Genomic DNA, 24,856 nt, shown 5'->3' with positions numbered 1-24,856 from the left:
TGAATCAGACTTTTAGGACGGTGAGAGTATGGCAACCGATAATATTATTAAAATAAAAAATGTAAGTTTTTCCTATCCAGAGTCAGACGCTCCCGCTATAGATAACATTAGTTTCAATGTAAAAAGGGGTTCATGGACTTCAATTATTGGTCATAATGGTAGTGGTAAATCAACAATTATCCGCCTAATTAATGGTTTGCTAGTACCAGATGAAAATGGTAATCCTTCTATTGAAGTAGATGGAATAAAACTAACGGATGATACAGTTTGGGAAGTTCGCAATAGAGTAGGCATTGTCTTTCAAAATCCTGATAATCAGTTCGTGGGAGCAACAGTGGCTGACGATGTTGCATTTGGCTTAGAAAATCGTGGCATTCCTCATTCAGAAATGGTTAAAATAGTTCCGGAAGCGATTAAAGCTGTGGGCATGAGTGAATACACAAATGCAGAGCCTGCAAATTTATCGGGTGGTCAAAAACAAAGAGTGGCTATTGCTGGTATATTAGCTATTAAGCCTAAAATTATTGTGTTAGACGAAGCTACTTCAATGCTTGATCCTGAAGGAAGAAATCAAATACTCTCAATTGTTAAGGATATGAAAGAAAAGTATGACTTGACTGTAATTTCCATTACTCATGACATTGATGAAGCTAATATGGCTGATCAAGTTTTAGTAATGAATGATGGTAAATTAATTACACAAGGAAGTACTAAAACTGTTTTTAGTCAAGTTAGCCTTCTTAAAAACATAGGTCTAGATGTACCGTTTTTTGAGCAAATTAAAGAAAAATTGCAGCAAGATGAAATAAAATTACCTGATAACTTAGATTCAGAAAAAGAGTTGATTAATTATCTATGTCAATTAAATTCAAAAATGTAAGCTATATTTATTCTCCCGAAACTCCACTTGCAAAAAAGGGGTTAGATAATGTTTCTTTTGAGTTAAAAGATGGGTCTTTTAATGCAATAATTGGACATACGGGTAGTGGGAAATCGACTCTTATGCAGCATTTTAATGCTCTTATTAAACCTACAACAGGAAAAATAGAAATAGCTGGTACAACTATAACGCCAGAAACTACAAATAAAAATTTAAAGGATTTAAGAAGACATGTAAGTTTAGTTTTTCAGTTTCCTGAAACGCAGTTGTTTGAAAATACTGTTTTGGATGATATTGCCTTTGGTCCTAAAAATTTTGGTTATGAGAATGAAAAAGCTCTTGAAAGTGCTAAATATTGGCTAAAAAGAGTGGGTTTATCTGAAGAAATTGGTAAAAGATCACCATTTGAACTTTCTGGTGGCCAAATGAGAAGAGTAGCAATAGCTGGAGTAATGGCGTATGAACCAGATATTCTTTGTTTGGATGAACCAGCGGCCGGACTTGACCCGGAAGCGCGTAAACAAATGATGGCACTATTTTCTGATTATCAAAAACAAGGACACACAGTAATATTAGTTACACATAATATGGACGATGTAGCCAAGTATGCCGACAATGTTTTAGTTTTGGAACAAGGTAAACTTATTAAGCAAGACACACCTACAGAAATTTTTAAAGATCGTAAGTGGTTGCAAGAGCATCATCTAGAAGAACCCAAAGCTTCTCTATTTGCAGGCAAATTAACTAACTATAAATTTACCGAAATGCCATTAACCATTAATAATTTAGTTAAAGAAATAGAAAATAATATAAAGAGGTGATTGTGTGAGTAAAATCTTAATTGGTCGTTATGTAGCCGGAGATTCAATAGTCTATAGAATGGATCCTCGAGGGAAATTACTTGCAACAATTCTCTTTATTTTGTTTGTCTTTTTGGCTAATAATCCAATTTCATATATTATAGTGACTATTTTTAGTTTAGCCGCAGTTGCTGCTACAAAGCTAAAGCCCAAAATCTTCTGGGATGGAGTAAAGCCATTAATTTGGCTAATTTTGTTTACTTCTTTTTTACAACTATTTTTTACTGTTGGGGGAACTGTATACTGGCGCTGGACAATTTTTGCCTTATCGAGTTACGGCATTACTAATGCAATTTTTATATTTATTCGTTTCACTGTAATTATTTTAATATCAACAGTAATGACAGTTACAACTAAGCCACTTGAAATTGCTGATGCGATAGAATGGCTGTTAAAACCGCTTAAATTGATTCATATTCCCGTGGATAAAATAGCACTGGTAATGTCTATAGCACTACGCTTTGTGCCCACTCTATTTGATGAAACTTTTAAAATAATGAATGCGCAGCGTTCACGTGGTGCAGATTTTAATAACGGTGGATTAGTTACTAGAGCAAAGGCCATCACACCACTTTTAGTACCGCTATTTATTAATTCTCTGGAAACAGCAATTGATTTGTCAACCGCAATGGAGTCTCGCGGATATCGCGGTGACAAGGGAAGAACAAAATTTAGAGTTTTAAAATGGTCTAATGTAGACTTTATAAATTTGGGATATTTTATTTTATTGTTAGGACTTCTATTAGTATTTAGGATACATTGATGACAACAAGATATAAAATGACGGTCGCTTATGACGGTCATCTATTTCACGGATTTCAGTACCAGCCACACCAAAGAACTGTGCAAGGCACAATTGAAACCGCATTATATAAAATGACAAAAGGCAAAACTGTGATTGTCGAGGGCTCAGGCCGTACAGATGCTGGTGTTCATGCACTAGGTCAGGTAATTCATTTTGATTACCCAGGCAAAAAAATTCCACCTGAAAGAATGATTTGTGCATTGAATTCAATGATGCCACTAGATATTATATTTAAAAATTGCGCAGTAGTTGATGAAAAATTTCATGTTAGATATAGTGCAAAAGGTAAGTGGTACCGGTACTGTGTTAGTCTGGATAGATTTGTTGACCCCTTTAAACGTTTCTATACAGGACACTATCCTTATCCAGTTAATATAGAAAAAATGAAAAAAGCAGCTACTGATTTGCTGGGCACTCATGATTTCACCAGTTTTGCTGCTAGTGGTGGCCAAATAAAAAACAAAGTGCGTACGATGTATTACGTAAATGTTGCTAAAAATGAGCAATCTAATGAAATTGTTTTTGACTTTATTTGCTCAGGATTTTTATATAATATGGTTCGTATTTTAGTAGCTATGTTATTAGAGATTGGCAGAGGTAAGCGTCCTGTAAATGATATTCCCCGGGTAATATCTGCTAAGGATCGAGAACAGGTGAGAGAAACTGCTCCAGCAAGTGGACTGTTTTTATACCATGTTTTTTATGAAAATGTACCGGAAAAGTACAGGCTTGATAGGGATTAATATTGACTTTTTAATTAAAAAGACTTATTATATTAAAGTATGTTTGTCCACGATAGGCCCCGGAATCTTATTGTTTTCAAACAACGTATAAACGGAGGAAATTAAATTGCGTACTACACAATTAGCGAAACCTAATGAAATTGAACGTAAGTGGTATGTTATTGACGCAACAGATGTTTCTTTAGGTCGTCTGTCCACAGCAGTAGCAACTATTTTAAGGGGTAAGAACAAGCCTCAATATACACCAAACGTTGACACTGGTGATAACGTCATTATTATTAATGCCGCTAAACTAAAGTTAACAGGTAAGAAAGCTACTGACAAGATTTACTACCATCACTCTGATTACCGTGGTGGCATAAAGGCCACTCCAGCCGGAGACTTGCTGGCTAATAATCCAGTTAGATTAGTTGAATTGTCAGTTAAGGGTATGCTTCCGAAAAATACTCTTGGTCATCAAGAATTTATGAAGATGCATGTTTATGCTGGTGCTGATCACAAGCATGAAGCACAAAAGCCTGAAGAATTAGACATTAACAAATTAATCTAGGAGGTTAAATAATGGCACAACAAGTTGCATATGCAGGTACCGGTCGGCGCAAGAATTCTGTTGCGCGTGTTCGTTTAGTACCAGGTAGTGGTAAAATTACCGCTAATAATAAAGATATTGATCAATACATTCCTTTTCCTAACTTAGTTAAGGATTTGAAGCAACCATTAACTTTGACTGAAACTGAAAATCAATACGACGTTAAGGTTAACGTTAATGGTGGTGGCTTTTCGGGTCAAGCTGGAGCTATTCGTTTAGGAATTGCTCGTGCTCTTCTTGAAGTAGACCCTGATTTTCGTGGTCCACTGAAGAAAGCGGGATTCTTGACTCGTGATCCAAGAATGGTTGAACGTAAGAAACCAGGTCTTAAGAAAGCTCGTAAAGCTTCACAATTTAGTAAACGTTAATCAATACGATTATATCAACGTTTAATGCACTTCATGGTTTACACCATGAGGTGTTTTTTTATAATTTTTTAGCAAAATTTACACCATTACTTTAAAAAGCAATATGCGCTACTGACTTTGATAAACTTAATTTGAAGTAGTTTAATGGTTGTATATATGATGTTGCAATCATAGTGAGGTATAAATATGGACACAAAACCAGTAATAGATGTGCTAAATTTAAGTAAGCGGTACGCAGATTTTCAACTACAAATTAACAATTTAAAAATAAATGAAGGTAGTATTGTTGGTTTAATTGGTGAAAATGGGTCAGGTAAGTCAACTTTTTTGAATTTACTATTAAATCAAATAAAAAGTGAAATAGGCAATGTAAAAATTTTTGGTTTGGATTATGTTAAAGATGAATGCCTGATAAAACTTAACTTAGGTGTAATTTTGGAGCAAAATTATTTTCCAAACTCATTTTCTGTTCAACAAATTGAAAAAATGCTAGAAAAGGTTTATCCATGTTGGGATAAAAAACTCTATCACAATTTAATTGATGAGTTTGATTTGCCTACCAATAAGCCTATTAGTAATTTCTCAAGAGGAATGCTTGTTAAATTAAATTTTGCTGCCACACTTTCTCATCACCCAAGACTCTTAATTGCTGATGAAGCAACCAGTGGGCTTGACCCCATTGTAAGGAAAGAAATCTTATCTATGTTAAAAGAATATGTAAATGATAATCAAATGACGGTATTATTGTCTTCACATATCTTAAGTGGTTTAGAACAAGTTGCTAACTATTTTATTTTTATGGAAAATGGCAATATTTTATTAAAGGGTAGTAAAGGTGAGTTGTTTAATCATTATGCAATTAAAACAGAGATAACAGACCTTCCACTGAAGAACATCCAATATAAACTATACCAAGATAACATGGTTCAATATCTAGTTGAAGTATCACAAGAAAGTGTTGATTATATAGATTATGCTTCATTAGAGGAAATATTCCTATTTTTAGTAAAAGGAGTAAAGATAGATGAGAGGACTTCTTTATAAGGATTTTCAACTTATACTAAATAAGCTAAGTGTGAAAAGTAGATTGCTAATCATATTAGTACTACTTTTGGTGACAATTTTTGGTAGGGAGTCTGGAACGATTTTTCTCTCAATAATGGGACCGATTAGTTTAGCATCAATGCCAACTGGTCTATTGATTGCTGACCAAGAAAGTGGATGGAACAGATTCGTAGGTGTTTTTCCTATTCCCAAAAGAAATATAGTTTTAGCTAGATATATTTTTTGTATTTCTTTAATTTTATTTATTAGCTTTATAACTTTAATTTTAAGCATTGCCACTGCTCTAATTTTCCAACAATTTAGCCTGCAAATTCATATATTGATAGCGATAGTTGGCTTATTGATTGGTATCATGTATGTAGTACTCTTACTCCCAGCAGTTTATGCTTCAGGTACGTTTGGAAGCACAATTGTGAATATACTGGTTTTAGTCCTTATTATGGGAGGGGTTTATATTTTGCAGAAAACGACTTGGGGTCTATCGTTCATCGCTTGGATTGGTAATACTAATTCTTTCCTGCTAGTAATCACAAGCTGTTTCTTAATTGCAGTAATATCAATCGTTTCAATGATAATTTCGACAAAAGTATATTCCAACACATTTAAGTAGTTAGGAGTTTGAACTATTATGACTAAAAAATTATATCATCAAATAGCTGTTGCTTTAGCAATAGTTTCAATTGTACTCGCAGTCGGGATACTGATCTGGGGAGAAAGAGGGACTGCTTTTATTGCAATTATCCCCACCTTAATTGCTGATTTAATAGAACGTAAGGGAAAGAAAGTAAAATAAGTAAGCGTAAATCTATTGTTTGTTGAAAATATGCTTTTTGTTCTTAACTTTTGAATATTAGAAAGACATTAGCTGAGTATAAAAGTGCCTTTCTAATTTATGTTCTATTGGAATAATTAATTGGGAATATTCTACAAAAGTTTACCAAAGTAAGTTATTGAGTAGTGTGAACTTTTAGTATTTATCAGCTCAATTCATATATTTTTAAAAGTGAAATTCATACCATTCAGATGAAGTTAGTTGAAACTTATTGAAACAGCACTTTCAGAAAAGCGAGAAGACACCTGATATTAAAGTCTTTTAAAATTTAGTTAAACCAGATCTTAAGAAGGTTCGTAACGCTTCACGATTTAGTAAGCGCTATTTACTTATTCTTAGTGTATTGCATTATTTATTATAATAATTATCAAAGGTAGGATTATGACAAAAATTGAATTAACACGTTTTCGTATTAAAAAAGGTAAAGAATTAAGAGCACAGGAATGGATGGATTTTTTAAATAAACATCATCAAGATACTGTGGCAACAATGGCTGGAGAAAGAATGTATATTGAGACTGTATTTAAAGAGAAAAGTTCGGATGGTTACACATACTTTTATTGGTATTCTATCCAAGGAGAAGGAGGCAGTGTAGTTGAAGATTCGGAAAGCTATATTGATCAAAAACACTTAGAGTATTGGGAAGAGTGTATAGATACTGCTTATAAGCCGGTAGATATGAAGGTGATGGAAAAACTAGTAGCACCTAAAATTAACAGCATTATAGATGCTGATTAAGTGAAAATGTTAAGTTGCTTGAATAAAAGAAGAATGAAAAACGCCAGATATAGTCTGACGTTTTTATTATTTGGTTTTTATTCATATCTTAAAGCAGTGATTGGATCTAGTTTTGCTGCTCGTTTGGCAGGTAATGTTCCTGCTAAAAAGGTAATTAGGCAAATGATGCCAATAATTATTAGGCTACTAGACCAGTTGAATTGAATTAAAGTAAAGCCATCTAGACCTTTTAAGAATGATTTAGCAGCAAAATTGTTTAAAGCATTGCCTAAACCCATTGCTAGTAGTAATCCCAATGAAGAGCCAAGCAAACCAATTAAGATTGCTTCGCAGCTGAAAATGGAAAATACTTTACCCTTGCTGAGTCCTAATGCCTTCATAAGACCAATTTCTTTTGTACGATCTCTCACTGACATGTACAGAGTATTGATTACTCCAAAGCTGGCAGCTATCAATGCGATAGCTCCAAAAACAATTAAAACCCCAGTGACTGCGTTGAATGTTAGGAAAAGCTCATTGACTGCTTCCTTAAGAGTCATACCCGAATATCCTTTTTTAGTTAGATTATCTTCAATTTTTTTAATACTGCTAGCACTCTTGTTAATAGGGGTAGCCATAACACTGGTATACTTATCTTTTAATGCTTGCGGAAGTCCTTTTTGGTTGGCTGAAACTATTTTTTGTCCTAAGCCATTACTGTAAATGGCAAAACCTTTTGATACTATACTGTCATTTCTTATTCCAACAACCGTAGCAGATATTTTTGCTTTTTTCTTAGTAAGGGGTGATTTTGTGACTAAAGTTACTTTTTTACCAAGAGCATCTTGAGCATTTTTGAAGCCGTAGGATTTAACCATTGGTTTAGTGATTAGGATCTGAGATTTTTTTCCGCTAGTAGCAACTTGGTGACCAACTTTTAAGTCGTAGTTGATCCCTTCGGTTATTTGCGCAATTATAAGATATTTAGTTTTATTAGGGCCTTGGACATAGTCAACATCACAGTCCTTTAACGCTTTAAAATCTTTTAAGCCTTTAACAGATTTGATTTTTTTAATGTCGTTTTTGTCCATCATACCATCAGCGTTTTGACTGCTCTTCTTGGTATTATATTTTTGAGGTTCATTCGTATCTTGACTGGAACTCCCAGGCAAAATTGACATTTGCTCAGTTTTACCAACATTGCCGACCTGCTTTTTCAAATAATCATTAACACCATTATTAATACCCATAGTAAAGGCAATAGTTAAGGAGCCAATGAAAACAGCTATAATGGTTAGGAATGTTCTCCCTTTATTGTGCCATAAGTTTGTAGCCGCAGAATTTAGAATATCATGGAATCTCATTGCTGTATTCCTCCCACTATTTGACCATCTTTAATCTGAACTTGACGCGCACACTTTTTCGCTAAATCAGGATCGTGAGTAACAATTATTAAGGTAATATTTTTTTCTTGATGTAGTTTAAATAAAATATTTTCAATATTTTCGCTAGTAGCTGAATCCAAGTTTCCTGTCGGCTCATCTGCAAAAATAATTTCTGGGTTGTTCACTAAGGCCCGTGCAATACAAACGCGCTGCTTTTGACCCCCTGACAAGTCACTTGCTTTATTTTTAACTTTATTTTCTAAGCCAACTGCTTTGATGGCTGCCAATGCCTTTGATCTGCGTTCTTTTCCTGTAATTCCACCTATTTTTAAAGGAAGCATTACATTTTCTAACACGCTATCTTGAGCATTTAAGAAAAATTGTTGAAAAACAAAGCCAAAGGTCTGATTGCGCAATTTATTTAATGTTTTGTTTTTAATTTTACTTGTGGGCTCATTATTTAGCCATACGCTACCAGTAGTAGGGTGGTCGAGGAGTGCCAAGATGTGCATTAAAGTAGACTTGCCTGAACCACTTTTGCCAATGATAGCAACAGAATCACCTTTGTCAATCTGTAAATTAATTCCTCGTAAGGCTTCAAATTTGGTTGCTCCCTTGCCATAGGTGCGGGTTACCTCACGGGTTTCAAGTAAACTCATAGATTCTCCTTCTTTCTTGTATTACTGTAATACATATATAATACACCATGATTAAAAAAAGGCAAATATTTTTTAAAAATTTTTCAGACTAGGCAAACCAGGATTCCATAATTTTTATCTCTGGTTTTTCAAAGTTAATTTGTGTGAGTGCGCCATAAGGTAGAGCGGTCCTTGGATAGGCGTGGCCAATATTTACATTATATAAAATTGGTGTATTGAACTTAGCAGTTTCTTCCAACAAGATTTGTTTATATTCTGCAAAATACTTTTTATCTTGAGGTTTGCCTACTAAAATTGCGCGAACATTTCCTAAAATACCAACTTCTTCTAATTTAGCTAATTCTTGACGATAAAGTTCAGGAGCTGGTTTTTCTTCACATGTTTCTATAAAAAGTATTTTATCTTTGGCTTCTTCCGGTGTGAGTATAAGCTGATACTGGTTAATAACAGATGGTTCGTCTGGATATCGATTTGTGGTTAAGTCATCATAAAGGCTATCGATGCAGCCACCCCATAGTCTACCCCGAACTTTTCCATGGCCACGTAAAACTTCATAACCGGTGTCTTTGTGGCTTATTCTTTCTTTACCAATTTGTTTAATTGAGAAATCAGTTCTTTCTTCATACCAGTTTTCACTTGCAGGAATCAGAGTAACAGGTGGATTTTTAAAGTAATGTATTAAAGTCTTTTTTGTATAAGGTAAAAGTTCATTAGCCAGTTCTGCAAAATCAGTTAAAAAGCTCGGTCCATAGAATGTTTGCAAGCCCATTTTGTAAAACATAAGATGATTATTCGTAGTATCAGAGAAGCCACTAAATAACTTGGGATGATCACAGACAGTTTTTTTAAATTCTTGATCTGCCATTAAATAGGGCAAAGTTCTGTAAGTGTCATCTCCGCCAATAGCAGCAAAAATACCTTTAATTTCTGGATCTAGAAATGCTGCTTTTAAATCGGCGGCACGTTCAGCTGGATGACTTTTAACATAAGTGCTACCTGAAAGGGCATGTGGCATAAATACAGGATTTAAGCCAAGTTGTTTCATGTGCTTGATTCCTTGTTTTAGTTCATGGGAAGCAAAACTCTCACCTAGAGTACCAGCTGATAAACTAACGATTGCTACTTTATCACCTACATGTAATTGCTTGGGTTTTATTAGCATAGATTGCTCATCTTCTTTCTTAATGAACTTCAATTTTATTAATAATACAATAAAAATTTACTCTTAAAAACTTTTTAAAGAATCAAAATATTAAAGAAGAATAGATTTTATCATTTTATGTTATGCTAAGTTCTTTCAAGGAAGAACCAGATAGTTTACCAAATTACTGTTTCAGGTAAAACCAGATTAAAAGTAATTATAAATGCACGCAATTAGAGTTACTAGCTAACAACAGATGGTAAAGCATTAAGTACAAGGGTTCAAAACCTGATGAACTTTATCAAAATAATTTCAAGAAAAATTTCCTTCTGGCTGATTCAACAGAGGGAAATACGGCTATTAAGTAAAATTTATATCCGTTGTCTGTCTTAAGCAAACTGAGTCTTAAACGCCAAAAAGCTTTCAGGGCTATTTTTTATATCTATATATTTCATATAGGAAATGATACAAGTTACACAAAGATTTACAAAACGGGCAGATTGTGCTTTTTTCAATAAATAAATGTAAAAAAATGTCATTAACATGTACATGCATACTGGAGAGAGCGATTACATGATGCTAAGATGATTAATAGGAGATGAAATTATGAAATTAGAAAAAGCTATGACAGTTCTTGGATGGATTGCTTCTATAACGGCTATCATAATGTATGTGTCTTATATACCGCAAATTATTAATAATTTACATGGCGTTAAGGGTAGTCCTATTCAGCCATTAGCAACGGCAATTAATACATTTTTATGGGTGATTTATGCCTTGTTTAAAAAAGATCGAGATATTCCTTTAGCTGCTTGCAACGCAGCAGGAGTTGTGTTTGGATTAATCACATTTTTCACTGCACTATAGTTTTGTTAAAGTTTGAGAGGTAAGAAAATGGTAAAAGTAAAGATTACTAATCCCCAAGAGAAAATTAAAATTCCTGTTCCAGTTAAGTTTTCGGTTCCCGATGATATAACAGGGAATTATTGGGTTGTTAAAAATAATTCTGGAAAGACTTTTGTGGCACAGAGGTTACATAATGATTCAGATCATAATTTTGTCGCTATTGTCGATTTCTCTGGTCCAGAAGAGGAATTATCTTTTGATCACGAAATTGAAGAGGACAAAGTTAAAGGTATTAAAGAGATACCTACAGCTAAAGAAAATGATGCTTATGTACATTTGAATACTGGTAAATTTGATTTCGAACTTTGTCGTGGTACTGCTCAAGGTGAAGGTTCATCTAAATGGGGTTTACGACATTTTATGGCTGTGGATGAAAAACGGGATTTGCTGCCATCAGGAAATAATGCTATGGGTGGCTTTTATGGTCCCTTCTTTACTCCTGATAATGGTTTAATTAATCCGGCTGAACATTTAATTGTAGATATCAAACCAATTGAAAATGGTCCTGTTATGAAAGAGTACCGTTTATCAGGCAGAATACCAGACGGTTTAAAACCGGAATTACACGGAAAGCGTTTTGCTTTGGACTGGTCCTTTTATTACGATGTTCCTTTCTTTTCGCGCGTTTACCATGTAGATCATTTTCAAACCACTGTTAATCAGCGCTCTATTGTGGACAAAATCACTGTCGGTGATGAATTTGAAAGTGGAATTGGACAATTAGTATTTGATCGCTTTGCCACGTATGACGGTGTATGGTATCGAGAAGGAGATCCATATTCTGGTCAACTGGCAAATAAAGTACAAGAGTTAGTTCATGATGGTCAAAAACGGAGTGATCGTTTTGAAGATTTTAGAAAACAACTTACAAGCAATATGGCCAATGCACATTGGGATCTGTATTGGCGCTTATTCTCTGTTTGGGAAAATGCATTATCTCAAGATGAAATAGAGACTAATTTGCATGATGTGCGTCAGAAAGCTTTTGTATTGGCTGAGTTGAATGATCGTCCGTGGTTATTTAGTGCTGATCCTGTCAATGTGAGTGCAGTTAAGGATCAGACTGTCTTTGCTGGGCCCGCAACTAAGAGTGCTGAAATTAATACTCAAACCGGTCAGGCCATGGTTTGGCAAACTGAACATGCCTCAAATGCTTTTCAAATTGTTCAGAGACCACAATCAGGTTGGCAAAATTGGGGAACTAATGCAGAAAATGAGTGTCCCTCACTACCAGTTGGTAGTTTGATTCATACTGCGTATGGACCTTACCAGAATAATTGGCCTGAGGTAGCAGATAGTTTGGAAGCCTTAGCTGATGTAAGAGCAGAAGTAGAGTAACAGTTTAAAAATTATGAACCAAAAAATTCAAGAAATCCTGCTATTTAAGCTAGATTTTTTGGCTTTTTTATAATTTAAATGTGTGCTAAACATATTTAAAAGATATTTGGCAAAATCCTAATTTTAAATAACACTTAGCAAAAAAGTCAAAACGAGAAATTTGTTTTGAATATATAATATTAAAGCAAAAAGCATAAAAATAGCCAAAAATTGCCAGTTCCTGTATACTAATATTAAGCTTTTATGGGAAAGAGGATGTTTAGTTTAGAAATAGGATTTTTTAAACTAAAGATAATTTTTTAAAAAACGTTGTTAATTAACAATTACTTTTTAATAATCATGTAAGCAGAAAACTTCGGATAATTACCAGAGGCTTTCTGCTTTTTTAAAAATTAAAAAATTATCTTTATTGCATTAATCAAGCTTAGCTTTTATAAAATCGGCTTAATTACGATAATATGGCTTTTCTATTCAAACAGCTTAATTGTAAATTTAATCGAATAATGGAGGAGATAGCATGTCCCAAAAATCAGAACTACTATTCAAATTAACCCCCGAGTCCGGTTTAACTGATGCTGAGATAGAAAAAAAGCGCAGTGAATTTGGCCCTAATGAATTGCTTGAAAAACAAGCTGTTCCACTATATAAAAAAATATGGCATCATCTAAAAGATATTTCGTCCTTAGTCCTTTTATTGGCGATAGTATTAGCGACGTATTTGGCTGTTTTTCAAAACGGTGGCTGGACCAAGACAATTGTAATTAGCCTGATTTTAATAATTAATGTTGTAATTGGCTTGTATCAGGAAGCTTCAGCCGAAAAATCACTGGCGGCTTTGAAGGCAATGAGTTTGCCAACGGCTAATGGTAGAAGAAATAATCATGATATTACAGTAGCTGCTTCCGAATTGGTGCCAGGTGATTTAATCTATTTAAACACCGGTGATCAGGTACCAGCGGATGCTGTAGTATTAAAAGAAACTAACTTAACTGTTGATGAAGCAATTTTGACTGGTGAAAGTTTACCTGTTTCGAAAACATGTTATCGTCTCAAAGGCCATTTATCTGACGATGAACGCGTTTATTCTGGCACAGCTGTTGTTGGTGGTAGAGCCTTGGTTCAAGTTTCAGCAATCGGAATGGCAACAGAGCTTGGTAAAATTGCCAACCTTTTGAATAAAACTCAAAAAAGAGCAACTCCTTTGCAGGGCAAACTGGATCATTTATCAAAATGGATGACAGCTTTCGCTGGTCTAGGTGGTCTGATAATTTTTGTTTTAAGCATGGGTATGCAGAATAAGACTTTAGCAGACAGCTTAATGATTGGACTTTCCTTAGCAGTTGCGGCTGTTCCCGAAACCTTGCCAATTATTGTGACAATCAGTTTATCTCGCGGTGTCAAAAAAATGGCTGATCGTAATGCTATTATTAGACACATTGGTGCTGTGGAAACTATTGGTAACGTGGATGTTATTGCCACTGACAAAACTGGCACTTTAACTCAGAATAAAATGACGATTACTGAGTATTGGACGCCAGAAACGGGCATTAAAAAAGCAGCTGATTTACCTAAAGCTGGGCAAAATTTGTTGAAAATGCTGGGTTTAGCTAACAATGCCAAAATCATGGAAAAAGATGGCTCAAGAGAAGTCGTTGGCGATGCTACTGAAGTTGCGATTGTAAATTGGTTACACCAACAGGGCAGCTCACGGCAAGAGCTGGAAAAAGAGGCACCTCGGATAGCAGAAGACCCATTTGATTCCAATAAAAAGATGATGACGACGGTTCATCGTTTAAGTGATGGACGTCAATTAGTAATCGTTAAAGGTGCTTGGGACAGGTTGCAGCTAGATAAAAAAGAACCCATTAAAATCGGTCAAAAGGCCCATGACGATTTTGCTAAAAATGCGTTAAGAGTATTGGCAGTTGGGTATAAGGTAATCGCTGCTAACGCAGACCCAACCAACTGGATTGAAAATAATTTTAATTTAAAACTTGCTGGTATGATTGGTTTAATTGATCCACCCCGTCCTGAAGTATCCAGAGCTGTTACTAAAGCAAAACAAGCTGGCATTAAGACTGTAATGATTACTGGGGATCATCTTGTAACTGCCAAAGCAATAGCTAGAGAAATAGGAATTTTAGACTCTAACCAAAAAGCAATCACAGGGTCAGAATTACAAAAAATGACGGATTCTGAACTGAAAGATTGTATTAAAGATATAAGAGTTTTTGCTCGTGTTTCTCCCAGTGACAAAATCAGAATAGTTCAAGCTTGGCAAGATCTTGATAAAACAGTTGCAATGACAGGCGATGGCGTGAACGATGCACCGGCTCTTAAAGCAGCGGATGTTGGAATTGCGATGGGCATGACAGGTACAGAAGTGGCAAAAGAAGCTGCTGACATGATTTTGACTGACGATAATTTTGCTACAATTATTAAAGCTGTGGCAGAAGGCAGAACGGTTTATCAAAATATTATTAAGGCAGTTGAATTCTTAATTGGTGTCAATTTCGCCCAAATTTTCTTAATGGTTATTAGTACAATTATAGGTTGGGGTGCACCACTTTTAGCAGAACAATTGTTAATTATTAATGTACTTGCCGATGGAATACCTGGATTCTTTATCAGTAAAGAGCCTGGTGAACCAAACATAATGGATCAAAATCCGATAGGTAATGATGAAAGCATTCTTGGGCGTGGATTAATGCAAAGGATGATTATCCGTGCGGTTACTTTTACGATTTTAACATTGAGCGTTTATGCCTATGGCAGATTTATTCTTTCAACTAACGATTCACAAGTTGGGATGACACTGGTCTTTCTAGTATTAGCACTAGGATCTATGGTTGATATCTACGCTATTAAAGATTCTCAACCAATCACTGTGCAAACATTTAAAACCAATAAAATGCTTAATTGGGGACTATTACTAAGCATGATACTAGTTTTATCACTGACACTCTTACCTCGTTTGCGACAATTTTTGCACTTTGCCTTGCTACCCGTTCAGGGCTGGCTGGTCGTTTTGATTGGTAGTTTAATTCCTGTTTTTGTTTTGGAAATGAATAAACGTTTAACTAACAACATTCAAATGGAACCAGAAAAGAAGAGTTGCTAAAGAATTGATTTCAAAATAAGCCTTGAAAATTGTCTAACTTTCAAGGCTTATTTTTTGTCATTATTGATAAAAATTTTTTTATAGTTAAAAAATCAATTATTGTTGACATATATTTGTAATAAAGTTACAATTTTGTTACAAATTATTATTATAGTTTATTTTTGAGGTTAAAAAATGAAACACAAGTATTTTAAAACAATTTTATGTTCTGCAGCCATCCTTTTTTCTTTTACACCATTGACCACTTTAACCGTGACCAAAGCAGAAAGTACTGATGCTGCTAACCCAGCAGCAGTTAGTCCTACAACCGACCCAGGTATGACCGTTACGCCTGCTAAACGGTTTGCTAAAGAAGGTTACGTATTTAAATTAGCTAGGAATGCTACTGTTTATCACGAAGTTAATGATTTCATTAGTCATACTTCTAAGCCGTTTGGCAAAAGCTGGGTTAAGAAAATGGCAGATAAAAATATAAAACTTAAGATTACTGAATTTGGTACCGGTAGGGTTGAATTGGTCGCTCACATAGTTGATCAAAGTGGCAAAAATCAAGGCTGGGTTACCTTCTTTAATGGCGATCTTTATAACATAAATGCTAAGAAAAAAGCTTTACAGCCACTGATCAAAGCCGAGTTAAAAGTCATGGATTCACAGTTTGAAGGCAAAAAGCCATCACTAATTCAAACTAAAAATGAGGCTAAAAAGCTACACGGTCAAAACAAAAAAATTGCCAATAAATCAATAAAGGAAATAAAAGACTGGTTTGCTTATAAAGGTGATTTATCATATACACAATATCCATCACTATTAGTTGGTAAATAGTTGTTGTTTATAAAAATGCGTTTAAAAGTATTAAACTTTTAAACGCATTTTTGTTTCAAATAGAACAATTAAAAGACTAATAACTCAAATCAACTGGTAATAATTTTTAAGCTAAAGCCTTTTGTTTTTTGGTTTCTAAAACTTTAAAGTCATGTTGAATAGGCTGGGTAATTTTAGTCGTTGTAGCAGGATCCAGAACAAATTTTGTCATTGTTGGGCAATCCTCTGGTTGAATATATAAACTTCTGCTTGAAACATCATATCCTGCCCAGTAACCTGAATAATCACATTTGTCCTCACCTTCTTGAAGATGCTCTAATCCCCGTGGAATCATGACCGATTTGAATACATTATATAGTTGAGGAATTCCCTGATCTGAATGGAATGGTGCTAAAAATTTAGAAATAAATGTTCCCCGAACAAAACGTGATGGAGCAGTATAGTCACCAGGTAATCCTAATAATCCAGAACCACTTTCAATTTGTTTAATGTCTAGCTGATCGCTTATTTGGTGATGACCCAAATTGTGATTGGTTAAATGTAAGTAATTACGCAAATTGTCAAGGTGCCAAGGATATTCTGGACTGTTGGTCATAACGCCAATACCATCATATATTTTAAAGGCCCCATTATTAACCGGCTCCAAAATAACGCTTTTGCCACTTGGATCACAGAAAGTGTAATGCATTGGAATTGGAGTAGGGATGCCAGTGTCTGCATTTTCCCAATCAGGATAATTGGTTTTTTCTTGGCCAAAATGCTTAAAAGCTTCTTTTATTTCAGCGATACTGCCAAAATTACTTAAAACATATGCAACGACTTCTTCGCCAATTATAGGTTTTAATCCTCGCTTTTTAAGACTTTCTACTGTATCCCAAGAAGCCTCTTCTAAGAATTGTGCATCACCAACAATACCTGCACTATTTATACCATCATTAAAGAAAAGTGAATCATTGACGTTGATACCCATAAACAGATATTTGGTCGTCCAGCTTTGGTGCAAACCCTTTAATTCATAGTTTGCAGGAAAAGTAGTCATTTTGCTATCCGCACTAGGTTTAAAGGGATCAAATGTAAAGTCCATAGTCCGTCCCCAAAATACGTCACCACTATCAGATTTAATTGCAATAGTTGTACACATGCTTAATACCTCCCGTTATTTGTTTTCCCCTTTTAAGGGTAATTTAATTTTATCATATTTTTAAAATACCTCTTAAAAAAATATTTTTGTAAATAAGAAGTACTAGTTCATAGGTGTTTAGCAGTAAAAAAATAAATTAATGCCAATTTCCTGCTACAAAAAATTGTTATCTTAATGTTAATTACAGTCACTTAATAAATATTCGAAAGAATAAAATGACTAAGACTAATGTTAAATTTACTTATTTAATTGTAATAGTCAATTTTTTAACTCAAATTTTGCGGGACAAGCTAACGCAACTCATTTTTGATAGGTGGTTCAGGAATTATTTTACTTTTGATGTTATCTAAAGTTATGAATAAGTTAATAATCTATCGTAATAAAAAAGTGAAGTTTAAAACTTCACCTTTTCGTATCAGAGAAAAATTTACAAACTATCTTGAATATTGTCGGCTAGATAATTGTATAACATGCCCGCTTTTAGGTTCTTAGTGTCAATTCCCAGCGCTTCCGCAATTGCATATGCAAATGCCCAAGCAGTTGCCGGACCACGACTAGTAATGACTTTATGTTCGTCATCAGTTACAGTAATATCTTCCTTGAAGTGACCGCTTGGTGCATCCTTTTTGGTTTGTTTTTCAAACCCGGGATAACATGTATAATCAGCGCCAGCTATAACGCCATAACGGGCAAGAGCAATGGGGGCAGCACACATTGCGGCATCCCACTTGCCAGCGTTATGCCGTTTTATCATTAGATCTGCCAGTTTTTCATTATCACGTAAATTTTCTGCTCCGGTTGTACCACCTGGAAGAGCTACTATGTCATAATCCAATAGACTATCAGCAACAGTTTTATCACAAGTAAGTTTGATATTGTGTGCACCATTTACCGTTGTACTAGTAAGCCCAACCATATCAGCTTGAATACCTAAGCGTCGTAATACATCAATAACGCTTAAACCTTCAACTTCTTCACAACCATCGGCAAAAATCACAGCTACTTTTTTCATTTGTTTTACCTCACAATTCTTTTACTTTATTATAAACTAGCTTAATTCTAGGTAAAATAATAAATCAGTTAATTTATTTAAATGTAAAGTTGGACGTGGACTAATTGGCATTTTTACTTTCTTGGGCGCTAGCCAAAGAGAATCCAGGTTAGCATTTTCGGCACCCTGAATTTCATCGACTAAGTTTGTCCCAATTACAAGACAAGTAGCTGGCGTCAGATTCTGCTGCTGCAATATTGTTGTCAAAACCTTCTTATTTGGAAACTTACATGCAAAATCGTCTTTAAAATAAACTGCGGAAAAATAATTTATTAGTTCTGTATTTTGCATGCGGTATGAAGCCACATCTTTTTTCTCTTTCGTCAGCAAAATCAAGTTAACTTTATTTTTCACTTCATCTAAAAAAGGCAATACATCTTTATTTAGCTGATCTTGTTTTTGTAACTGGTTATCAAAAGCGCCTTTCGCAGAAATCCAGTCATTTTTAAAGAATTCCTGCAAAGTTAATTTGATGCGCTCATCAAATCCTAGTAATTTAGTCTTTTCTTGTAATGATTTATATTGTATGCGCTCAGTTGGACCATATTCTCTGCCAGTTAATTTCAAAGTTTGCCTAAGTGCATTTTGTTCTGCAACTTTTTCGTTTAATAAGCTTCCTTCAAGAATAAAAATTAAAGTTTTATATTTTGCCAAGTGTACTTTTCCTTTCATTAACTAACCCTCTGCATTATAACGATTAGCTAAGCTAAATTAAAGACAAATATTTATGAACAAGTTTTTACTCATAATTTTTCTGAGTTCTCACACAGCCACCTGAATAGTTTTATTATTTTTACTATAGTTCAAGGATTTTTGATTAATATGTTAAAAATTATTGTGTTTTACGAAAATTGTGATACTATTTAGACAAATATCTAATTAGATATTTATCTAAATAGAAAGGAAAAGAAACTAATGTGAGTTTTGAGTCTAGTTTTAAGGCCTTGTCAGATCCAGTGCGCCGCAAAATATTGCAGCTTTTAAAAAATGGACCAATGTCGGCAGGAGATATTGCTAATCATTTTAATATGACTAAAGCTACTATTTCATACCATCTTAATATGCTGAAAAAGGCTGATTTAATTAAAGAGGAACACGAAAAAAACTTTATTTATTATTCGCTAAATACTTCTATTATAGAAGAAATTATGGGTTGGCTTGTTGATCTGAAAGGAGATCATGATGAAAAAGAATAGTATTCGTCAAACAGAATTAATCTCGCTTCTGCTAATCTTATTTCCAATTTTGACCGGAGCATTTTTATATAATCGTTTGCCGCAAAAAATGGCCACACACTTTGGGATGACTGATATGCCAAATGCTTTTAGCAATAAATTATGGGTTATTATTGGTCTGCCTTTTTTGGGAATTATGCTTCAAGTAATGGTTTTTTTTATATTACACAATCAAAAAGAAACCAAAAATCTTGATTTTAAGATAGTTAATATTACCCTTTGGCTTGTTCCTGTTATTACTAATATCGTAAATCTGTCACTTTATGCCTATGCACTGGGTCATGAAGTAAAAGGCTCTTTTATGCTTAGTGCTTTTTTGGGACTGTTCTTTATTATTTTTGGTAATTATCTGCCCAAAGTTAGTCCCAATCATGTCGTTGGCATTAAATTACCATGGACTTTGAATAATACGGAAAATTGGCGTAAAACACACAGATTTGCCGGATGGATCTTTTTTATCAGCGGCATTGTTCTGCTTCTAACTTCTTATTGGGAAATGTATTGGACCGTTATATCCGTCACTATTATAGTTATTTTACTTCCAACTTGTTACTCATATCTGTTGAGTAAGAAAGGATATTAAGTAACTTAAGAAACTGAGAGATGAATTTAAAACAAAATATTTATTTTAGAGAAGAATTGGCTTTATTATCGACTAAAGTTAATTCCTTTTTTGTGTGCAAAAACTATAATGTTTCAGTAATTATTATTTAGAGACTAATTTGTTAAATCAAGCTTCATTATTAAATAGACAATTGGTCAGAATTAAAATACCTGCTTAAATTATTTTGCAAAAGCATTATAATAGAAATTAACTTTTAAAAGGGAGTTAATTTGAATGGCATCTATTTTTTCACTGATCTTTATATTAATAGGGGGCGTAGCCAGCGGTTTGTTGTCGTCAGTGGCTTCAATGGCTTCTCTTGCATCATATCCGGTATTGCTGGCAGTTGGTATTCCACCAGTTTATGCCAATGTCACAAATGATGCTGCCTTGATTTGGACTAGTATTGGTTCGACTATTTCTTCAACAAAGGAGCTTAAGGGACATTGGCACCAAGTCGCGTTTTACTCTATATTTACTATTGTAGGTTCTTTAATTGGATGTCGTTTATTGTTAGCTTTTCCATCGAGTGTTTTTGAAAAAGTGGTACCAATTTTTATTGCTGGTTCAGGTGTTATGGTAATTGTTTCAGGTAAGCATTATAGTCTAGAACCGCATAAAAGACCACTTTGGCAGGAAATTTTTTATATTGCTGCATTATTAGGGATGGGTGTTTACACCGGCTATTTTGGAGCCGCCGGTGGTGTAATTGTGCTGGTTTTATTAACTTATATTACTGATGAAAAGTTTATAGTTGTCAACGCAATTAAAAACGTCATCTGTGGACTTTCGAATCTTGTTGCTCTAATAGTTTTTATTTTTACTTCTCGAATATACTGGATGCAGGCAATTCCTCTTGCTATCGGGATGTTCATCGGTGGTTATTTAGGCATGGATATTTTGCGTAAAGTTCCAGCCAAATATGTGCGTATCTTTATTGCAGCACTAGCATTTATTCAGGCTGGGTATTTCTTTTATAAGGCATATATGTTATAGTTTAAAGCACGTTAAATGAAAGGAGAATGCAAATTGGCAACAGAAATTTATATTGTCCGTCATGGCGAAACAATGTTTAACCAGTTAAACAAAGTTCAGGGATGGTGTGATTCTCCTCTGACAGTCAAGGGTATTAATGACCTAAAGGTAACTGCAAATGCTCTGAGTCAAGTTCATTTTGACAACATGTATTCTTCCGATTTGAAGCGTGCGATTGATACGGTTCACTTAATGAAGGACGCTAATCAGGTTTCAGAAATAGGCAAGATTAAAAAATTGCCAGAATTTCGGGAAGTATTTTTTGGTTCTTTCGAAGGTGATGATATAGAGGAAACCTGGAATGAAGTTGCGCTGGCAGCAGGTATTGGTCCGCAAACAGATGTAACCAAAATTATCAATCAGGTTGGAATTTATGAATTTCGTGAGGCTACAAAAAAGGCCGATCCGCGTCATTTGGCAGAGAACAAAAAAGAGCTGGATGAACGGATGGTAAGGGCGATTGACGTTCTCCATGAGCTGACTAAAAATGAAAAAAGAGTTTTAATAGTTTCTCATGGCGATTTTATCAAAACCTTAGCCATTAAGTATTGGAACCAGAGTGATGGCCTCCATGATATTGTTTTTCCTAATAACGGTAGTGTCACTCGGGGAATTCTTCGTGATAACGGTAACTTTGAAATTGTAGATTATAATGTAAATGCTGAAGATATGTAAAGTCCTGCTTAAAAGTAGGGCTTTTTTTACCTTTAGTGCTTGAAAGGAAAAAACATGAAAGATCATACTACAAAAAAATTTGCCTATGTAACTGCACTTAATGTTGTTATTACAGTTGCAGAATTTATTGGTGGGTTTGTTTCAGGTTCTTTGTCTTTATTATCTGATGCGGTACACAATCTTAGCGATGTCGGTGCAATAATTATTTCGTTTGTGGCACATATCATTAGCAATAGACGCAGTAATAAGCGAAAAACTTTTGGCTATGACAGGGCTGAAACTTTGGCTGCCTTTACCAACGGTATTATTCTAATTTTAATTAGTATTGTTTTATTTGTGGAAGCTATTGAAAGATTTTGGAAACCAACAAAAATCAGTGGCGGCATAATGCTAGTTGTTGCAATTATTGGTTTGATTTCAAATGTAGTTTCAATGTTGGTAATGCATCAAGGTGGACAGCAAAATCTAAATGTGCGATCCACTTTTATGCATATGCTAAGTGATGCTCTTTCCAGTGTAGCAGTTGTAATTGGTGCAATTTTTATTTATTATTGGAACATTAGCTGGATTGATCCGGTGATGACTTTATTAGTGTCAGTCTTCGTTTTTCACGAAGCTTGTGAAATAACAGAAAAGGCAGCAAATGTGCTAATGGAATCTAATCCTGACATTGATCTAGATGAAGTTAATAGGATAGTTTTATCTTTTCCTGAAATAAAAAATATTCATCATGTACATGTGTGGCGTTATAGCGATCGCTATGTCATGCTTGATGCACACGTCAATGTTGATGCTGATTTAACAGCTGGTAAATTTGAATTTTTAACGCAACAAATTAGTGCAAAATTACAAAAATTAGGAATTAACCATATCAATTTTCAAGCAGAATGTGAACGAGGAAAAAATGATAAAATGATTGTAACTGATCGTAGTCAAGAGTAACCAGGAGAATGAAAAATTTGAAAGTAAGTATTTTTACTGCCGTTATTGTTTTGATAGTAGGATTATATGATATTGCTTATGCTTACAACAGACGTTACCGCAACCATAATCATGGAGTAACTCCTTTTATGATATTGGGCGTGATTTTTACAATTAGCGGCTTAGTTTTAATAATTATGCACTGGGTGAAATAAAATGGTCAAATTAGTGCTTGTAAGACACGGTGAAAGTACTGCTAATAAAGCCAATGTTTACACGGGTTGGAATGATGTTGCTCTAACTGAGAAGGGTCGAAAGCAAGCTAAAATGGTCGGCAATTTGATTAAGAGTATTACCGATTTTCACCCTACTCATATTCACACATCAGTGTTAATGAGGGCAATCATTACAGCAAATATAGTTGCAGATATTTGTAATTTTTTATATTTGCCGATTACCAAAACTTGGCGTTTAAATGAAAGGCACTATGGCAATTTACGGGGCATTAATAAAGACGAATCACGTAAAATTTTTGGTAAAGAACAGGTAATAGAATGGCGGCGAGGTTTTTATGCGATTCCACCTGAAGGTAAAAAAGTAACATCCAGACGTTATGCTAATTTTGATCCGCACTTTTTGCCGCAAGCTGAAAGTCTTTACCAAACACAACAGCGTGTTATGCCTTATTACTATGACAATGTTGCTAGCAGATTAAAAAAGGCTGAAGATCAATTAATCGTCGCTCACGGTTCGAGTTTACGAGCGCTAATTAAAAAGTTGGAAAATATTGATGATCAAGAGATTATTAATCTTGAAGTTCCAAATGCACAGCCAATAGTTTATACATTTGATCCGCAAATGAAAATTATTGACAAAAAGATTTTACGTTGCTTTTAGTTCATAGTAAGGATTTCTACAAATGTATGTTAAAATTTATTACGATATCATTTAAAATTTACATTCTTAGTTTGGAGTAGAGGCATGCGTAAAATATTTTTATTACGAGGCGCACCCGGCTCCGGTAAATCTTCATTTATTGCTCGTCATCACTTACAGCCATATGCAATTAGTCGTGATCAAATTAGATTGTTGTTGGCGAATCTAACCTATTATTATGAAGAAGATACCGATTGCTTACACCAAGTAATTCCGCGTTATGCAAATGAGCAAACGGAAAAAGTGGTGGATTACCTCGTAGAAGAAAAAATGAAACGTGGCGAAACGGTTATTGTAGATAGTACGCATATCTTTGCGGAGAATATTGAGCATTATCAACCCTGGGTCGAACGTTATCGTTATGAGTTGTTTGTTGTTGATTTAATGTATCACAAGAGCTTGCGTAGTTTGTTAAATCGCAACGAAGTTCGCAGGCAATATGATTGGGTAAAGCCTGATGTGATTAGGGAAATGTTTTTATCTTACCAGGATAATCTGGATGTGCCTGAATGGGCTCACGTTATAAATCCCAATCAATTGGGCAGAGCACTTTCACAAAAAGAAAGCAATCTGGATCATTTTGCTCATGTTATTGCAGTTCCTGATCAAGTGACTGAAGACAATTTTCCCCATGTACACATTTCGAATTTCTATTTTTCGTTTAACGATTTGTTTACCGAAAAGTATGGCACCTACCGCAATGTGGTTACGATTGGGAAAACTAAAGAAGAGGTAGTCAATGACTTTCGATTGCCATTTTTTGTTTTTAAGTTTCATCACAAACATTTTTTAATTTCGGCTTTTCCGATTCGAAATGAAATGCTTGATCCGATTAAAAAAGTTAAAAGTGTGTGGTCGTACTCTACTGGTCTGGCTAATCCAGCGGATTTCTTGGAATCATTTCCGCAAAGCCGTCCGCAGCATGTGCACCAATTTAATTTATGCAAGTTGCATCCCGATAGACTGCTACATATTTGGTAATAAACTTAAGAAGAGTTTCATGTTGATGTGAAACTCTTTTAGTTTG

Annotated in this window: 28 protein-coding genes; 22 read left to right on the top strand and 6 right to left on the bottom strand. The window is 34.6% G+C overall.

Going from position 1 to position 24,856, the window contains the following annotated elements:
• Positions 1-28 precede the first annotated feature (28 nt).
• The 10 genes from ACZ2M0_RS05300 (at position 29) to ACZ2M0_RS05255 (ending at position 6,880) form a co-directional block, all read left to right on the top strand.
• Positions 29-880, top strand: coding sequence for an energy-coupling factor ABC transporter ATP-binding protein (locus tag ACZ2M0_RS05300; protein ID WP_490058783.1), 852 nt, complete (start codon positions 29-31; stop codon positions 878-880).
• Positions 856-1,701 carry an energy-coupling factor transporter ATPase gene (locus ACZ2M0_RS05295; RefSeq protein WP_490058782.1) on the top strand — a complete coding sequence of 282 codons (846 nt, stop codon included), beginning with the start codon at positions 856-858 and terminating at the stop codon, positions 1,699-1,701. The genes ACZ2M0_RS05300 and ACZ2M0_RS05295 overlap by 25 nt, the downstream gene beginning before the upstream one ends.
• 4 nt (positions 1,702-1,705) lie before the next feature.
• Positions 1,706-2,503, top strand: coding sequence for an energy-coupling factor transporter transmembrane component T family protein (locus ACZ2M0_RS05290; protein WP_490058781.1), 798 nt, complete (start codon positions 1,706-1,708; stop codon positions 2,501-2,503).
• A complete protein-coding gene (gene truA / locus ACZ2M0_RS05285; protein ID WP_490058780.1) occupies positions 2,503-3,288 on the top strand; it encodes a tRNA pseudouridine(38-40) synthase TruA in 786 nt (261 codons plus the stop codon). The genes ACZ2M0_RS05290 and truA overlap by 1 nt, the downstream gene beginning before the upstream one ends.
• 106 nt (positions 3,289-3,394) lie before the next feature.
• A complete protein-coding gene (rplM, locus tag ACZ2M0_RS05280; protein WP_045928442.1) occupies positions 3,395-3,838 on the top strand; it encodes a 50S ribosomal protein L13 in 444 nt (147 codons plus the stop codon).
• An 11-nt stretch (positions 3,839-3,849) separates the two neighbouring features.
• Positions 3,850-4,245, top strand: coding sequence for a 30S ribosomal protein S9 (gene rpsI, locus ACZ2M0_RS05275; RefSeq protein WP_034980394.1), 396 nt, complete (start codon positions 3,850-3,852; stop codon positions 4,243-4,245).
• Positions 4,246-4,431: 186 nt separating this feature from the next.
• Complete coding sequence (locus ACZ2M0_RS05270; protein ID WP_490058779.1) at positions 4,432-5,289, top strand: ABC transporter ATP-binding protein; 858 nt, start codon at positions 4,432-4,434, stop codon at positions 5,287-5,289.
• On the top strand, positions 5,270-5,920 hold the full coding sequence (locus tag ACZ2M0_RS05265; RefSeq protein WP_490058778.1) for an ABC-2 transporter permease: 651 nt from the start codon (positions 5,270-5,272) through the stop codon (positions 5,918-5,920). The genes ACZ2M0_RS05270 and ACZ2M0_RS05265 overlap by 20 nt, the downstream gene beginning before the upstream one ends.
• 18 nt (positions 5,921-5,938) lie before the next feature.
• A complete protein-coding gene (locus ACZ2M0_RS05260) occupies positions 5,939-6,103 on the top strand; it encodes a hypothetical protein (protein ID WP_490058777.1) in 165 nt (54 codons plus the stop codon).
• A gap of 420 nt (positions 6,104-6,523) precedes the next feature.
• Positions 6,524-6,880 carry a DUF6176 family protein gene (locus tag ACZ2M0_RS05255; protein ID WP_490058776.1) on the top strand — a complete coding sequence of 119 codons (357 nt, stop codon included), beginning with the start codon at positions 6,524-6,526 and terminating at the stop codon, positions 6,878-6,880.
• A 77-nt stretch (positions 6,881-6,957) separates the two neighbouring features.
• Here the strand turns inward: ACZ2M0_RS05255 and ACZ2M0_RS05250 are convergent, their stop codons facing one another.
• The 3 genes from ACZ2M0_RS05250 to ACZ2M0_RS05240 form a co-directional block, all read right to left on the bottom strand.
• On the bottom strand, positions 6,958-8,223 hold the full coding sequence (locus ACZ2M0_RS05250) for an ABC transporter permease (RefSeq protein ID WP_490058775.1): 1,266 nt from the start codon (positions 8,221-8,223) through the stop codon (positions 6,958-6,960).
• Positions 8,220-8,903, bottom strand: coding sequence for an ABC transporter ATP-binding protein (locus ACZ2M0_RS05245; protein WP_490058774.1), 684 nt, complete (start codon positions 8,901-8,903; stop codon positions 8,220-8,222). Before ACZ2M0_RS05245 ends, ACZ2M0_RS05250 begins: the two co-directional genes overlap by 4 nt.
• An 88-nt stretch (positions 8,904-8,991) precedes the next feature.
• Positions 8,992-10,065 carry a S66 family peptidase gene (locus ACZ2M0_RS05240; protein WP_490058773.1) on the bottom strand — a complete coding sequence of 358 codons (1,074 nt, stop codon included), beginning with the start codon at positions 10,063-10,065 and terminating at the stop codon, positions 8,992-8,994.
• Positions 10,066-10,650: 585 nt separating this feature from the next.
• Between ACZ2M0_RS05240 and ACZ2M0_RS05235 the strand changes: the two genes are divergently transcribed.
• The 4 genes from ACZ2M0_RS05235 to ACZ2M0_RS05220 all read left to right on the top strand — a co-directional run bounded on the left by ACZ2M0_RS05235 (position 10,651) and on the right by ACZ2M0_RS05220 (position 16,231).
• Complete coding sequence (locus ACZ2M0_RS05235) at positions 10,651-10,911, top strand: SemiSWEET family transporter (protein ID WP_034980382.1); 261 nt, start codon at positions 10,651-10,653, stop codon at positions 10,909-10,911.
• A 27-nt stretch (positions 10,912-10,938) separates the two neighbouring features.
• On the top strand, positions 10,939-12,288 hold the full coding sequence (locus ACZ2M0_RS05230; RefSeq protein ID WP_490058772.1) for a hypothetical protein: 1,350 nt from the start codon (positions 10,939-10,941) through the stop codon (positions 12,286-12,288).
• 517 nt (positions 12,289-12,805) lie between these two features.
• A complete protein-coding gene (locus ACZ2M0_RS05225) occupies positions 12,806-15,409 on the top strand; it encodes a cation-translocating P-type ATPase (protein ID WP_490058771.1) in 2,604 nt (867 codons plus the stop codon).
• Positions 15,410-15,583: 174 nt separating this feature from the next.
• A complete protein-coding gene (locus tag ACZ2M0_RS05220) occupies positions 15,584-16,231 on the top strand; it encodes a hypothetical protein (protein ID WP_490058770.1) in 648 nt (215 codons plus the stop codon).
• A gap of 106 nt (positions 16,232-16,337) precedes the next feature.
• Here the strand turns inward: ACZ2M0_RS05220 and ACZ2M0_RS05215 are convergent, their stop codons facing one another.
• The 3 genes from ACZ2M0_RS05215 to ACZ2M0_RS05205 form a co-directional block, all read right to left on the bottom strand.
• Positions 16,338-17,372, bottom strand: a complete 1,035-nt coding sequence (locus tag ACZ2M0_RS05215) for a linear amide C-N hydrolase (RefSeq protein WP_490058769.1) — start codon at positions 17,370-17,372, stop codon at positions 16,338-16,340.
• Positions 17,373-17,799: 427 nt separating this feature from the next.
• Positions 17,800-18,384 (bottom strand): DJ-1 family glyoxalase III, encoded by a 585-nt coding sequence (locus ACZ2M0_RS05210; RefSeq protein ID WP_490058768.1) that lies wholly within the window; start codon positions 18,382-18,384, stop codon positions 17,800-17,802.
• 36 nt (positions 18,385-18,420) lie between these two features.
• Positions 18,421-19,077, bottom strand: coding sequence for an HAD hydrolase-like protein (locus tag ACZ2M0_RS05205; RefSeq protein ID WP_490058792.1), 657 nt, complete (start codon positions 19,075-19,077; stop codon positions 18,421-18,423).
• 263 nt (positions 19,078-19,340) lie between these two features.
• Here ACZ2M0_RS05205 and ACZ2M0_RS05200 point away from each other — a divergent pair, with 263 nt between their 5' ends.
• The 8 genes from ACZ2M0_RS05200 (at position 19,341) to ACZ2M0_RS05165 (ending at position 24,810) form a co-directional block, all read left to right on the top strand.
• Positions 19,341-19,619 carry an autorepressor SdpR family transcription factor gene (locus tag ACZ2M0_RS05200; protein ID WP_490058767.1) on the top strand — a complete coding sequence of 93 codons (279 nt, stop codon included), beginning with the start codon at positions 19,341-19,343 and terminating at the stop codon, positions 19,617-19,619.
• Positions 19,606-20,241, top strand: a complete 636-nt coding sequence (locus tag ACZ2M0_RS05195) for an SdpI family protein (RefSeq protein WP_490058766.1) — start codon at positions 19,606-19,608, stop codon at positions 20,239-20,241. The genes ACZ2M0_RS05200 and ACZ2M0_RS05195 overlap by 14 nt, the downstream gene beginning before the upstream one ends.
• A 255-nt stretch (positions 20,242-20,496) precedes the next feature.
• The gene (locus tag ACZ2M0_RS05190) at positions 20,497-21,258 is read left to right on the top strand and encodes a sulfite exporter TauE/SafE family protein (RefSeq protein WP_490058765.1); all 762 of its coding nucleotides are present in this window, start codon (positions 20,497-20,499) and stop codon (positions 21,256-21,258) included.
• A 33-nt stretch (positions 21,259-21,291) separates the two neighbouring features.
• A complete protein-coding gene (locus ACZ2M0_RS05185; RefSeq protein ID WP_490058764.1) occupies positions 21,292-21,972 on the top strand; it encodes a histidine phosphatase family protein in 681 nt (226 codons plus the stop codon).
• Between the two features lie 54 nt (positions 21,973-22,026).
• Positions 22,027-22,914 (top strand): cation diffusion facilitator family transporter, encoded by an 888-nt coding sequence (locus ACZ2M0_RS05180; RefSeq protein ID WP_490058763.1) that lies wholly within the window; start codon positions 22,027-22,029, stop codon positions 22,912-22,914.
• Positions 22,915-22,922: 8 nt separating this feature from the next.
• Positions 22,923-23,108 carry a hypothetical protein gene (locus ACZ2M0_RS05175; RefSeq protein ID WP_045928423.1) on the top strand — a complete coding sequence of 62 codons (186 nt, stop codon included), beginning with the start codon at positions 22,923-22,925 and terminating at the stop codon, positions 23,106-23,108.
• 1 nt (position 23,109) lies between these two features.
• On the top strand, positions 23,110-23,790 hold the full coding sequence (locus tag ACZ2M0_RS05170) for a 2,3-bisphosphoglycerate-dependent phosphoglycerate mutase (RefSeq protein WP_490058762.1): 681 nt from the start codon (positions 23,110-23,112) through the stop codon (positions 23,788-23,790).
• A gap of 84 nt (positions 23,791-23,874) precedes the next feature.
• Positions 23,875-24,810: an AAA family ATPase gene (locus ACZ2M0_RS05165; RefSeq protein ID WP_045928421.1), complete on the top strand. Its 936-nt coding sequence runs from the start codon at positions 23,875-23,877 to the stop codon at positions 24,808-24,810.
• Positions 24,811-24,856 lie beyond the last annotated feature (46 nt).

The organism is Lactobacillus sp. VURO6/B1 (VP7) (assembly GCF_058139575.1).
This window is presented reverse-complemented; position numbering and strand designations above follow the sequence as displayed.